This is a genomic window from Pseudomonas sp. SDO5522_S412 (assembly GCF_054071215.1).
The window spans coordinates 1-12,340 of the sequence record NZ_JBSVWQ010000171.1 but is presented as its reverse complement, the minus strand read 5'-3'; the positions used below and the strand labels follow the sequence as shown (position 1 = coordinate 12,340).

The 12,340-nt window shown below is 62.8% G+C and carries 9 protein-coding genes; 5 read left to right on the top strand and 4 right to left on the bottom strand.

Annotation, left to right across the window (positions count from 1 at the left end; genetic code table 11):
• Window positions 1–70 precede the first annotated feature (70 nt).
• The 3 genes from ngg to mnmC all read right to left on the bottom strand — a co-directional run bounded on the left by ngg (window position 71) and on the right by mnmC (window position 5,735).
• On the bottom strand, window positions 71–1,816 hold the full coding sequence (gene ngg, locus ACW9I6_RS24840) for an N-acetylglutaminylglutamine synthetase (protein WP_457339951.1): 1,746 nt from the start codon (window positions 1,814–1,816) through the stop codon (window positions 71–73).
• Window positions 1,817–1,819: 3 nt separating this feature from the next.
• Window positions 1,820–3,592 (bottom strand): N-acetylglutaminylglutamine amidotransferase, encoded by a 1,773-nt coding sequence (locus ACW9I6_RS24835; RefSeq protein ID WP_003216754.1) that lies wholly within the window; start codon window positions 3,590–3,592, stop codon window positions 1,820–1,822.
• A 154-nt stretch (window positions 3,593–3,746) separates the two neighbouring features.
• A complete protein-coding gene (gene mnmC, locus ACW9I6_RS24830) occupies window positions 3,747–5,735 on the bottom strand; it encodes a bifunctional tRNA (5-methylaminomethyl-2-thiouridine)(34)-methyltransferase MnmD/FAD-dependent 5-carboxymethylaminomethyl-2-thiouridine(34) oxidoreductase MnmC (protein ID WP_457339950.1) in 1,989 nt (662 codons plus the stop codon).
• 141 nt (window positions 5,736–5,876) lie between these two features.
• Between mnmC and pap the strand changes: the two genes are divergently transcribed.
• The 3 genes from pap (at window position 5,877) to ACW9I6_RS24815 (ending at window position 9,825) form a co-directional block, all read left to right on the top strand.
• Entirely contained in the window at window positions 5,877–7,394 is a 1,518-nt protein-coding gene (pap, locus tag ACW9I6_RS24825) for a polyphosphate:AMP phosphotransferase (RefSeq protein ID WP_178965824.1), read from the top strand.
• A gap of 102 nt (window positions 7,395–7,496) precedes the next feature.
• Window positions 7,497–8,681: a thiolase family protein gene (locus tag ACW9I6_RS24820; protein ID WP_003216747.1), complete on the top strand. Its 1,185-nt coding sequence runs from the start codon at window positions 7,497–7,499 to the stop codon at window positions 8,679–8,681.
• Window positions 8,682–8,868: 187 nt separating this feature from the next.
• Complete coding sequence (locus ACW9I6_RS24815; protein WP_003216745.1) at window positions 8,869–9,825, top strand: DMT family transporter; 957 nt, start codon at window positions 8,869–8,871, stop codon at window positions 9,823–9,825.
• On the opposite strand, the gene ACW9I6_RS24810 is transcribed toward ACW9I6_RS24815, so the two are convergent.
• Entirely contained in the window at window positions 9,822–11,210 is a 1,389-nt protein-coding gene (locus tag ACW9I6_RS24810) for a class II fumarate hydratase (RefSeq protein WP_003216744.1), read from the bottom strand. The two genes, ACW9I6_RS24815 and ACW9I6_RS24810, sit on opposite strands and share 4 nt — an antisense overlap.
• Before the next feature lie 193 nt (window positions 11,211–11,403).
• Here ACW9I6_RS24810 and ACW9I6_RS24805 point away from each other — a divergent pair, with 193 nt between their 5' ends.
• Window positions 11,404–11,922, top strand: coding sequence for a DUF2059 domain-containing protein (locus tag ACW9I6_RS24805; protein WP_003216742.1), 519 nt, complete (start codon window positions 11,404–11,406; stop codon window positions 11,920–11,922).
• Between the two features lie 6 nt (window positions 11,923–11,928).
• A complete protein-coding gene (locus tag ACW9I6_RS24800) occupies window positions 11,929–12,222 on the top strand; it encodes a BolA family protein (protein WP_003216739.1) in 294 nt (97 codons plus the stop codon).
• Window positions 12,223–12,340 lie beyond the last annotated feature (118 nt).

The following is a 12,340-nucleotide window of genomic DNA, read 5'->3' as shown; positions in this document are numbered from 1 at the left end:
AAAATTTGGAATGCATTCCCATGTGGGAGCGGGCTTGCTCGCGAAAGCGCCAGTCAAGGCAACACCTTTCTCAAGCCGTCGGTTGGCTATGGGGAAACAACAGGTCCACGAACTTTTCAGTTGTCGGCTGCGGTTCATGGTTGGCCAGCCCGGCCCGTTCGTTGGCTTCGATAAACACGTAGTCCGGTTGGTCGGCGGCCGGCACCATCAGGTCCAGGCCCACCATGGGAATGTCGAGGGCACGGGCGGCGCGCACGGCGGCGTCCACCAGGGTCGGGTGGAGGATGGCGGTGACGTCTTCCAGGCAACCGCCGGTGTGCAGGTTGGCGGTACGCCGCACCGCCAGGCGTTCGCCACGGGGCAGGATGCTGTTGTAGTCGTAGCCGGCGGCCTTCAGGGTGCGCTGGGTTTCAGCGTCCTGGGGGATTTTGCTTTCGCCATCGGTGGCGGCCTGGCGCCGACGACTCTGAGCCTCGATCAACGCGCCAATAGAGTGCTGGCCATCGCCGGTGACTTCCGCCGGGCGGCGAATCGCGGCGGCGACCACTTCGAAACCGATCACCAGAATGCGCAGGTCGAGGCCTTCGTGGAAGCTTTCCAGCAGTACGCGCGAGTCGAACTGGCGGGCCGCTTCAATGGCTTTTTGCACGTCTTCAATGGTCTGCAAATCCACCGCCACGCCCTGGCCCTGTTCACCATCCAGCGGCTTGACCACAATGCGCTGGTGCTCGTCGAGAAACTCCAGGTTGTCGTCGGCACTGCCGGCCAATTGCTGGGCCGGAAGGTTCAGGCCTGCGGCCTTGAACACCTTGTGGGTCAGGCTCTTGTCCTGGCACAACGTCATGCTGATGGCGCTGGTCAGGTCGCTGAGGGATTCGCGGCAGCGCACCCGGCGGCCACCGTGGCTCAGGGTAAACAAGCCGGCATCGGCATCGTCCACCTGCACGTCAATCCCGCGCCGATGGGCTTCCTCGACAATGATCCGCGCATAGGGATTGAACTCCGCCTGCGGGCCAGGGCCGAGGAACAGCGGCTGGTTGATCCCGTTCTTGCGCTTGATGGCGAAGGTGGTCAGCGCGCGAAAGCCAAGCTTGGCGTAGAGACTTTTCGCCTGGCGGTTGTCGTGCAGCACCGACAGGTCGAGGTAGCTCAGGCCGCGGCTCATGAAGTGTTCGATCAAGTGGCGTACCAGCACTTCACCCACCCCGGGGCGGGTACATTGCGGGTCGACCGCCAGGCACCAGAGGCTGCAGCCGTTCTCCGGATCGTGAAAGGCCTTCTGGTGGTTCAGGCCCATCACGCTGCCGATCACCGCGCCGCTGTCTTCGTCCTCGGCGAGCCAATACACCGGGCCGCCTTGATGGCGTGGCGTGAGCAGCGCCGGGTCCACCGGCAACATGCCGCGCCCCTGGTACAGCTGGTTCACCGCCTGCCAGTCCGCCTCGGTTTGTACCCGGCGAATCCGGAACCCGCGAAACACCCGGGTCGCCGGACGATAGTCGGTGAACCACAGGCGCAGGGTATCGGACGGGTCGAGAAACAACTGCTGGGGATCAATCCCGAGGATCTGCTGCGGCGCCGCCACATACAGCGCGATATCCCGCTCGCCGGGCTGCTCGTTGAGCAACTCCAGGGCCAGGCTCGCCGGGTCCGGGAAGGTGTGGCCGATCAACAGCCGGCCCCAACCGCAATGCACGGCAATCGGCGTGGGGTCCAGTTCGCTGCCGTCTTCGGCGAAGCGGGCTTGCAGGCGCTCGTAGGAGGGCGCCTGGCCTCGCAGCAAGCGTTGGCTGTAAGCCGTGGCATGAGGTTTCATGAATCAGATTCCTTGTTCGCTGAGCCACAGGTTCAGCGCCGCCAGTTGCCACAGCTTGGAGCCGCGCAACGGGGTCAGTTGGCCTTGGGGATCGGTGAGCAGGCGGTCGAGCATGGCCGGGTTGAACAGGCCGCGGTCCTGGCTTGGGTCCAGCAGCAGCTCACGCACCCAGTTCAAGGTGTCACCCTGCAAATGCTTGAGGCCGGGCACCGGGAAGTAGCCTTTCTTACGGTCGATGACCTCGCTCGGGATCACCCGGCGCGCCGCTTCCTTGAGCACTTGCTTGCCGCCGTCCGGCAGTTTGAATTTGCCCGGCACGCGGGCCGACAGTTCTACCAGGCGATAGTCGAGAAACGGCGTGCGCGCTTCCAGGCCCCAGGCCATGGTCATGTTGTCGACGCGCTTGACCGGGTCATCCACCAGCATCACGGTGCTGTCCAGGCGCAGGGCTTTGTCCACCGCCGCATCGGCGCCGGGCTGGGCGAAATGTTCGCGCACGAAGTCACCGGCGGCGTCATTCGCGGTCAACCATTTCGGCGCGACGGTAGCGGCATAGTCGTCGTAGCTGCGGTCGAAGAATGCGTCGCGGTAGGCCGCGTACGGGTCGCTTGCGCCATCCACCTGCGGGTACCAGTGGTAACCGGCGAACAGTTCATCGGCGCCCTGGCCGCTTTGCACCACCTTGCAATGCTTGGCCACTTCCCGGGACAGCAGGTAGAAGGCAATGCAGTCATGGCTGACCATCGGCTCGCTCATGGCACGGAACGCCGCCGGCAATTGCTCGATGATTTCGCTTTCGGCGATACGCAGTTGGTGGTGACGGGTGCCGTAATGCTTGGCGATCAAGTCCGAATACTGGAATTCGTCGCCGCGCTCGCCGCCAGCGTCTTCAAAACCGATGGAGAAGGTCGACAGGTCCTGCACGCCGACTTCCCGCAACAGGCCCACCAGCATGCTGGAATCGACACCGCCGGAAAGCAGCACGCCCACATCCACCGCCGCCCGCTGACGAATCGCCACGGCTTCGCGGGTGCTGTCGAGCACGCGGTCGGTCCAGTCTTCCAGGGTCAGGTTGGCTTCATCGGCGTGGGGGCCGTAGGGCAGGGTCCACCAGGTTTTCTGTTCAGTCTTGCCATCGGCGTCGATGCGCATCCAGGAGGCGGGCGGCAGCTTTTCAATGCCCGCCAGCAGGGTGCGCGGCGCCGGCACCACGGCGTGGAAGTTCAGGTAGTGATTGAGCGCCACCGGATCGAGGATCGGGTTGATATCGCCACCCTTGAGCAGCGCCGGCAGGGCCGAGGCAAAACGCAGGCGCTGGCCGGTGCGCGACAGGTACAGCGGCTTCACGCCGAGGCGGTCACGGGCGATGAACAGGCGCTGGGCATCGCGCTCCCAGATGGCGAAGGCGAACATCCCGTTGAGCTTGGGCAGCAGGGCTTCGCCCCAGGCGTGGTAGCCCTTGAGCAGCACTTCGGTGTCACCACCGGAATAGAAGGCGTAGCCCAGGGCTTCCAGCTCTTCACGCAATTCCGGGAAGTTATAGATCGCGCCGTTGAACGCCAGGGACAGGCCCAGCTGGGCGTCGACCATCGGTTGGGCGGAGCCATCCGACAGGTCCATGATTTTCAGGCGTCGATGGCCCAGGGCAATCGGCCCCTGGGCATGAAAGCCCCACGCGTCAGGACCGCGTGGCGCCAAGTGATGGGTGATTCGTTCCACCGCTGCCAGGTCGGCAGGTTGGTGATCGAAACGTAACTCTCCAGCTAATCCGCACATAAATTCCTTACCGGTTTTTCCGTTGGGGAGGGATAGAAATGCAGCCCGCCAAAACGGCGGGTACCCAGAGACTGACCCGGGTACATTGTGGGAGTTTTAGAACAATACGTTATAAGGCAAAGAGCCTTGACGGGCTGCGAGCCCGTCAAGGCCTTCAGGATTTGCCTGGGGTACCGCGGATCAGGGCACGCAGCGCGAACCGATTGGGGTGACAGGCTTCGCTGACACTGCGCGGCAGCGGCAGGGGCTCACTGTCGAGCCAGGCGGCCAGCAGCTCTGCGCAGAGTGGCGCGGTGACCAGCCCCCGTGAGCCATGGCCACTGTTGATATACACGCCGTGCAACCACGGGCACGGCGCATCAGGGACCTGCCGGGCGTCTTTGCCGAGGGCGGCGTAGGTGTGATCAAACGTCTCTCGCTGCGCCAGCGGCCCGACGATCGGCAGGTAGTCCGGGCTGGTGCAACGGAAGGCGGCGCGGCCTTCAAGCTGTTCGGGTGCCAGGCTGTCGGCGCCCAGGCGTTGCAGCAAATCGAGGGAGATTTCCCGCAGCATCTCCAGATTGCCCGCGTGCTCGGCCACCGTGGGCGTAAGGTCATCGCTCTTGAAGTCGAAGCTGGCACCGAGGGTGTGCTCGCCCAGGCGTGGCGGGGCGACGTAGCCCTCGGCGCACACCACCGTGGCCAACGCCTGGCTTTGCGCCGTTTGCGGCAGGCGAGTGATTTGCCCGCGGATGCGCTTGAGGGGCAAGTCAGCGCTGAAGGAAAACCGCTTGATCTCGGCGGCGCCGGCCAGCACGACCACACTGGCTTGAGCCAGAACCGTATCGCCCTGCAACGCCTGCCACTGACCGTCGACCTGCTTGAGCTCAAGGGCGTCGTGGTGCTGGAGCACTTCGATCAGCGGGTGCCTGGCTTGCCATTCGCACAGCGCCGGCGGGTGAACCCAGCCGCCCTCGGGGAAGAACAACCCACCTTGCTCCAGCGTTATCCCGGCGCACGCCTGTGCCTGCTCTTTATCCAGCAGGTGCAACAGGTCTGGGGCAAAAGCGCCGGCCAGTTGTGCCTGGCGCTCGGCTTCCTTGGCGTTGAAGGCCAGTTGCAGCACGCCGCAGCCATCCCAGTCCACGCCACGTTGCAGGTGTTCCAGCAGGCGCCGGGTGTGGCCGAAACCGCTGAGAATCAACTGCGAAAGTGCCGTGCCATGGGCGGAAAGCTTGAGGTACAACACCCCTTGCGGGTTGCCGGAGGCTTCCTGCGCGAGCGCTGCGTGGCGTTCCAGCAAACTGACGCGCCAGCCGCGTGCCGCCAGGCTGGCCGCCGTGGCGCAACCGGCCAGGCCACCACCGATGACCAGTGCATGGCGTTCACCGGAAACCGCAGGTGGGCGCGCAAACCAGGGTTTTGCCGCGGCAGGCGCAGGCGTTTCAGCGGGCCAGCCGAGAAACTCACCCCGCAGGATTTCCCACTTGTGGCCGATGCCGGGGGTGCGCTTCATCTTGAACCCGGCGGCGTTGATCAACCGCCGTACCCAACCGGTGCTGGTAAAGGTGCTGATGGTCGAGCCCGGCGCCGCCAGCCGCGCCAGTTCGGCGAACAGCTCGGCAGTCCACATGTCGGGGTTCTTGGCCGGGGCGAAACCGTCGAGGAACCAGGCGTCGACCTGTGCGTCCAGTTGCGGCAATTGCTCCAGGGCGTCGCCGATCAGCAACGTCAGGGTGACTCGACCGTTATCCAGTACCAGCCGCTGGAAGCCTTGGTGAATCGCGATGTATTGCGCCAACAGCTGCTCGGCGAACGGTGCCAGTTCCGGCCAGAGGGCGAGGGCGCGCTGCAGGTCGGCGTGGCTCAGCGGGTACTTTTCCACGCTGACAAAATGCAGGCGTGCGCCCGCCACCGCGTGTTGTTCGAACAACTGCCAGGCGCACAGGAAATTCAGGCCGGTGCCGAAGCCCGTCTCACCGATCACCAGTCGCCCGCCCACCGGCAGCGCCGCAAAACGTTCCTGCAGACGGTTCTGTTCGAGGAATACGTAGCGGGTTTCTTCAAGGCCCGACTTGTCGGAGAAGTACACGTCATCGAAGACCCGCGAGTGCGGGCGACCTTGGTCATCCCAGTCAAGCTGGGCGTGGGATACGGGGTTCATGAGCGGCTCGGCAAAGGCAAGGCGGCCATTCTAGCTGATCAACAGGGTTGTCATTGATCCATGGCAAGCCGCTGTGGAATTTCCTGCCACGTGTTGTTGCCCAATCCGCTAGTCTTGATCACTTCTGGAACGGAGCCGCCCATGTTCGAATCTGCCGAAATCGGTCACGCCATCGACAAAGACACCTACGACGCCGAAGTGCCGGCCCTGCGTGAAGCCTTGCTGGAAGTGCAGTACGAACTGCAACAGCAGAAGCGCTTCCCGGTGATCATCCTGATCAATGGCATCGAAGGTGCGGGCAAGGGTGAAACCGTCAAATTGCTGAATGAATGGATGGACCCGCGCCTGATCGAGGTGCGCACCTTCGACCAGCAGACCGACGAAGAACTGGCCCGCCCACCGGCCTGGCGCTACTGGCGCCAGCTTCCGGCGAAAGGCCGCATGGGGATCTTTTTTGGTAACTGGTACAGCCAGATGCTGCAGAGTCGCGTCCATGGCGAGATCAAGGACGCGCGGCTGGACCAGGCCATCGCCGGGGCCGAGCGCCTGGAAAAGATGCTGTGTGATGAAGGTGCGCTGATCTTCAAGTTCTGGTTCCACCTCTCCAAGAAGCAAATGAAATCCCGGCTCAAAGCCTTGCAGGACGACCCGCTGCACAGCTGGCGCATCAGCCCGCTGGACTGGCAGCAGTCCAAGACCTACGACAAGTTTGTGCATTTTGGTGAGCGGATCCTGCGCCGCACCAGCCGTGACTATGCGCCTTGGTATGTGATCGAGGGTGTCGATGCGCACTACCGCGGGCTGACCGTCGGCAAGATCCTGCTCGAAGGCCTGCAAAACGCCTTGAAAGTGCCCAAGGGTAAAGCCAGCGGCATGAACCCGGCGCCGCTGCCATCGGCGGTTGACCAGATGAGCCTGCTGAACAGCCTGGACATGAGCCTGAGCCTTGAAAAGGACGATTACGAAGAACAACTGATTACCGAGCAGGCACGGTTCTCCGGGCTGATGCGCGACAAACGCATGCGCAAGCACGCGTTGGTGACGGTGTTTGAAGGCAACGACGCGGCGGGCAAGGGTGGGGCCATCCGGCGTGTGGCGGCAGCCCTCGATCCCCGGCAGTACCACATCGTGCCGATTGCCGCGCCCAGTGAAGACGAGCGCGCCCAGCCTTACCTGTGGCGTTTCTGGCAGAAGATTCCGGCGCGGGGCATGTTCACCGTGTTCGACCGCTCCTGGTATGGCCGGGTGTTGGTGGAACGCATCGAAGGCTTCTGCACGCCGACGGACTGGATGCGCGCCTACGGCGAGATCAACGACTTCGAAGAGCAACTGCGCGACGCCGGGGTGATCGTGGTCAAGTTCTGGCTGGCGATCGACAAGCAGACGCAGCTGGAGCGGTTCCAGGCCCGCGAGGAAATCCCGTTCAAACGCTTCAAGATCACCGAGGACGATTGGCGTAACCGCGAGAAGTGGGACGACTACCGGGCGGCGGTGGGTGACATGGTGGACCGCACCAGCACCGAGATTGCGCCGTGGACGCTGGTTGAAGCCAACGACAAGCGCTGGGCGCGGGTGAAGGTACTGCGCACCATCAACCGGGCGCTGGAGGAAGCGTTCGACAAGTCCGACAAGCATGACAAGAAGGACAAGAAGAAGTAACGCCATGCTTTTGCATACGCGGGGTGAATGATTGTCGCGGTTGAAGAGGGCGGGATCTATGCTCGATCCATCTCTCAACAACCACAACAATTGAGGTAGCCCATGCGTGAAGTAGTGATCGTCGACAGCGTGCGAACCGGCCTGGCCAAGTCCTTTCGCGGCAAGTTCAACCAGACCCGTCCCGATGACATGGCTGCCCATTGCGTGAACGCGTTGCTGACCCGCAATGGCATCGACCCGGCCACGGTCGAGGACTGCATCGTCGGCGCCGGTTCCAACGAAGGTGCCCAGGGCTACAACATCGGCCGCAATGTGGCGGTGTTGTCGCAACTGGGTACCGGTACGGCGGGCATGACCCTCAACCGTTTCTGTTCCTCGGGGTTGCAAGCGATTGCGATCGCCGCCAACCAGATTGCTTCCGGTTGCAGCGAGATCATCGTGGCCGGTGGGGTCGAGTCCATCAGCCTGACCATGAAGAGCGTCAACACCGATAACCTGATCAATCCGTTGCTCAAGGAGCAGGTGCCGGGCATTTACTTTCCCATGGGGCAGACGGCGGAAATCGTTGCGCGGCGGTATCACGTCAGTCGTGAAGAGCAGGATCTGTATGCGCTGCAAAGCCAGCAGCGTACGGCTCAGGCCCAGGCTGACGGGTTGTTCGATGATGAAATCGTGCCGATGGCGGTGAAGTACAAGGTTGAGGACAAGAACACTGGCGCGGTGCAGGTGTTGGAGGGGGTGGTGGATCGGGATGATTGCAATCGTCCGGATACTACCTTGGCCAGTCTTGCGGGATTGAAGCCGGTGTTTGCGGAGGATGGGTCGGTGACGGCGGGGAATTCCTCGCAGTTGTCTGATGGGGCTTCCATGACACTGGTGATGAGCCTGGAAAAAGCGCTGGAACTGGGGCTTAAGCCCAAGGCGTTTTTTCGCGGGTTTACGGTGGCGGGGTGTGAGCCGGATGAGATGGGGATCGGGCCGGTGTTTTCGGTACCCAAGTTGCTCAAGGCCCGTGGGCTGGCAGTGGCGGATATTGATTTGTGGGAGTTGAATGAGGCGTTTGCCTCGCAGTGCCTTTATGCGCGTAATCGGCTGGAAATTGATAACGCCAAGTACAACGTCAACGGTGGGTCGATTTCCATCGGGCATCCGTTTGGGATGACGGGGTCGCGGCAGGTGGGGCATCTGGTGCGTGAGTTGCAGCGGCGCAAGTTGCGTTACGGCATTGTCACTATGTGTGTGGGCGGCGGCATGGGTGCCACCGGCTTGTTCGAAGCCGTACGCTGACTCAGTGTGGGAGTGGCGGTGCGACGATTCGACTTGCTCGCGAATGCGGCGGGGCAGTCGATGAAAATGTTGGCTGATAGACCGCCTTCGCGAGCAAGCCCGCTCCCACATTTGATCAGCACCGTATCCCAATCCGTTCACATCCCCCTAGAATGCACCTCCTCCACCTCAGGCATTCGGGGCACTCATGCACATCTCATCGGGCCGTTGGGTCTACGGTTTATCCCTGGCCCTGCTGACCGCGCTGCTCTGGGGCATTCTGCCGATCAAACTCAAACAGGTCTTGCAGGTGATGGACCCCGTCACCGTCACCTGGTTTCGCCTGGTCGTCTCCGGCAGTTGTCTGTTTATCTATCTCGCCGCCGTAAGGCGCCTGCCCAGCTGGCGTTCCCTCGGACCAAAAGGTGGCTGGCTGGTAGCAATCGCCGTGTGCGGCCTGATGGGCAACTACGTGCTCTACCTGGTCGGCCTCAAACTGCTGAGCCCCGGCACTGCGCAACTGGTGGTACAGGTGGGCCCGATCTTCCTGATGATCGCCAGCGTCTTCGTGTTCAAGGAACGCTTCAGCCTCGGGCAGGGCATGGGCCTGCTGGTGCTGATCATCGGCTTCGGCCTGTTCTTCAACCAGCGCCTGACCGAGTTGTTGACCTCCCTGGGCAGCTACACCGCCGGGGTGCTGACGATTCTCTTGGCCACCACCATCTGGACCTTCTACGCCCTGGGCCAGAAGCAGTTGCTGACGGTATGGAATTCGTTGCAGGTGATGATGGTGATCTACCTGTCCTGCGCGCTCTTGCTGACGCCATGGGCGCACCCGATGGAAGCGCTGCAACTGAGCCCGCTGCAAGGCTGGCTGCTGCTGGCCTGCTGTTTCAATACGCTGATTGCCTACGGCGCATTCGCTGAAGCCCTGGCCCACTGGGAAGCCTCGCGCGTCAGCGCCACCCTGGCGCTGACGCCATTGGTGACCTTCGTCGCGGTAGCGCTGGCCGCCTGGATGTGGCCCGAGTATGTGCACGCCGAAGACATCAATGCCCTCGGCTACGGCGGTGCCGTGTTGGTGGTGCTGGGGTCTGCGACCGTGGCGTTGGCGCCGTCGCTGTTCGCCGGGCTCAGGGCCCGGCGTGCACGATTGGCGTCTTAATGACCGGCTTCCAGCATGTTTTCCGGACGCACCCACTGGTCGAACTCTTCGTCCGTGAGATAGCCCAGCTTCAGCGCCGCTTCCCGTAGGGTCAGCCCTTCGGCATAGGCCTTCTTGGCAATCTCGGCGGACTTGTCGTAGCCGATGTGCGGGTTCAGCGCAGTCACCAGCATCAGGCCACGCTCAAGGTGCGCGGCCATTTGCTCGGCGTCGGGTTCCAGGCCGGCGATGCAGTGCTCCTGGAAGTTGCTGCAACCGTCGGCCAGCAGGCGGATCGATTCCAGCAGGTTGTGGATGATCACCGGCTTGTACACGTTCAACTGCAAGTGGCCCTGGCTGGCGGCGAAGCCAATGGTCACGTCATTGCCCAGCACCTGGCAGGCCAGCATCGACAGCGCTTCGCACTGGGTCGGGTTGACCTTGCCGGGCATGATCGAGCTGCCCGGTTCATTCGCCGGCAACTTGACTTCCGCCAGCCCGGCACGCGGGCCGGAGCCCAGCAGGCGCAGGTCGTTGGCGATTTTCATCAGGGCCACGGCCAGGGTCTTCAACGCGCCGTGCAGGGTGGTCAACGGCTCATGGCCCGACAGCGCGGCGAATTTGTTCGGTGCGGTGACAAACGGCAGGCCCGACAGCGCGGCCAATTCCGAGGCAATCGCCTCGCCAAAACCGTGGGGTGAATTGAGCCCGGTGCCGACGGCAGTACCACCCTGGGCCAGTTCACACACGGCGGGCAGGGCGCTGCGGATCGCGCGTTCGGCGTAGTCGAGTTGCGCTATAAAGGCCGAGACTTCCTGGCCGAAGGTGATGGGCGTCGCATCCATCATGTGGGTGCGGCCGGTTTTCACCAGCTTCATGTGGCGCGCCGACAACTCTGCCAAACCACCAGACAGTTCACGGATCGCCGGCAACAGCTTCTCGGTGACGGCCTGCACGGCGGCGATGCTCATGGCGGTGGGGAAGCAGTCGTTGGAGCTCTGGGAACGGTTGACGTGGTCGTTGGGATGCACCGGGCTCTTGCCGCCACGGGGCTTGCCCGCCAGCTCGTTGGCACGGCCGGCGATCACTTCGTTGGCGTTCATGTTGCTCTGGGTGCCGCTGCCGGTCTGCCACACCACCAGGGGAAACTGGTCGTCGTGTTCGCCTGCGAGCACTTCGTCAGCGGCCTGTTCGATCAGCCGGGCGATGTCGGCGGGCAGGTCGCCATTGCGGTCGTTGACCCGGGCCGCAGCCTTCTTGATCAGGGCCAGGGCGTGCAACACAGCCAGGGGCATGCGTTGGTCGCCGATGGCGAAGTTCACCAGCGAGCGTTGGGTCTGCGCGCCCCAGTAAGCGTCATCCGGGACTTGCACTTCTCCCAGGCTGTCGGTTTCGATACGGCTCATCGGGCACACTCCTTCAGGTTCGTTTGCGCAGTTTAGGCCCTGATCGCCCGGTGGGGTTCCCTTAAAAGACTTTTCATCGGATTAAGCCCCGCAAAACCAGGCCCCACAAGGCGTGGGGTTGAGCCGCGGCGTTTTTTAGGCGCAGAATGGGCGCCCTTGGGGTCTTACCTCGCCTGCTAGAAAAGGAAACTCGATGACTCGTCTTCGTGCCATCTGTACCGCGGTTGCTCTGGTATGTGCCAGCGGCCAGGTTTTTGCCGATACCGCCAGCCACAACGCCAGTGCCGAAGCCTTCCTTACCCTGGCCCATGCCGACAAGCTGGGTACCCCGGTGTACATGCAAGTGCAACAAATGTTCGCCCAGCGTTTCGAGCAGACCAAGGCGCCTGCTTCCAAGCAAACCGTCCTGGACACCTACCAGGCCAAGGCCAACACCGCCCTGGACCAGGCCATCGGCTGGAACAAGCTCAAGCCGGACATGATCAAGCTCTACACCGACAACTTCAGCGAATCCGAGCTCAAGGACCTGGTTGCGTTCTACCAGTCGCCACTGGGCAAGAAAGTTCTGGAGAAAATGCCCCAGCTGACCCAGCAATCGGCCCAGATGACCCAGGCCAAGCTGGAAAGCGCGGTACCTGTGGTGAACAAGCTGCTGGAAGACATGACCAACGAGCTGACGCCAAAAGCCCCGGCCCCGGCCAAGAAGAAGTAAACAGGAATGACCATGCAACAGCGTATCGAATCGGCACTCGTCGCCCTGAGCCCGGAACACTTGAGCGTGCTGGATGAAAGCCATATGCACAGCCGTGGGTTGCAGACCCACTTCAAGGCCGTGCTGGTCAGCCAGCAGTTCGAGGGCCTCAACCGCGTCAAGCGCCACCAGAAGGTCTATGCCACGTTGGGTGACCTGATGAGCGAATTCCATGCGTTGGCGCTGCATACCTACACGCCTGAAGAATGGGCGAAAATCGACGCAGCCCCGGCCTCGCCGACCTGCGCCGGCGGTCACTGACACTGTGGCACATCAGCTTGATGTGGCGAGGGAGCTTGCTCCCGCTGGGCTGCGCAGCAGCCCTTCTGCCAATCACCGCGATCTTTCTGAAAGGTTGCAACTGCCTGGTTGGGGCCGC

What these genes read in the sequence shown, in the direction of transcription:
- ngg (WP_457339951.1), bottom strand. Translation starts at nt 1,816, where the DNA reads ATGAAACCTCATGCCACGGCTTACAGCCAACGCTTGCTGCGAGGCCAG.
- ACW9I6_RS24835 (WP_003216754.1), bottom strand. Translation starts at nt 3,592, where the DNA reads ATGTGCGGATTAGCTGGAGAGTTACGTTTCGATCACCAACCTGCCGAC.
- mnmC (WP_457339950.1), bottom strand. Translation starts at nt 5,735, where the DNA reads ATGAACCCCGTATCCCACGCCCAGCTTGACTGGGATGACCAAGGTCGC.
- pap (WP_178965824.1), top strand. Translation starts at nt 5,877, where the DNA reads ATGTTCGAATCTGCCGAAATCGGTCACGCCATCGACAAAGACACCTAC.
- ACW9I6_RS24820 (WP_003216747.1), top strand. Translation starts at nt 7,497, where the DNA reads ATGCGTGAAGTAGTGATCGTCGACAGCGTGCGAACCGGCCTGGCCAAG.
- ACW9I6_RS24815 (WP_003216745.1), top strand. Translation starts at nt 8,869, where the DNA reads ATGCACATCTCATCGGGCCGTTGGGTCTACGGTTTATCCCTGGCCCTG.
- ACW9I6_RS24810 (WP_003216744.1), bottom strand. Translation starts at nt 11,210, where the DNA reads ATGAGCCGTATCGAAACCGACAGCCTGGGAGAAGTGCAAGTCCCGGAT.
- ACW9I6_RS24805 (WP_003216742.1), top strand. Translation starts at nt 11,404, where the DNA reads ATGACTCGTCTTCGTGCCATCTGTACCGCGGTTGCTCTGGTATGTGCC.
- ACW9I6_RS24800 (WP_003216739.1), top strand. Translation starts at nt 11,929, where the DNA reads ATGACCATGCAACAGCGTATCGAATCGGCACTCGTCGCCCTGAGCCCG.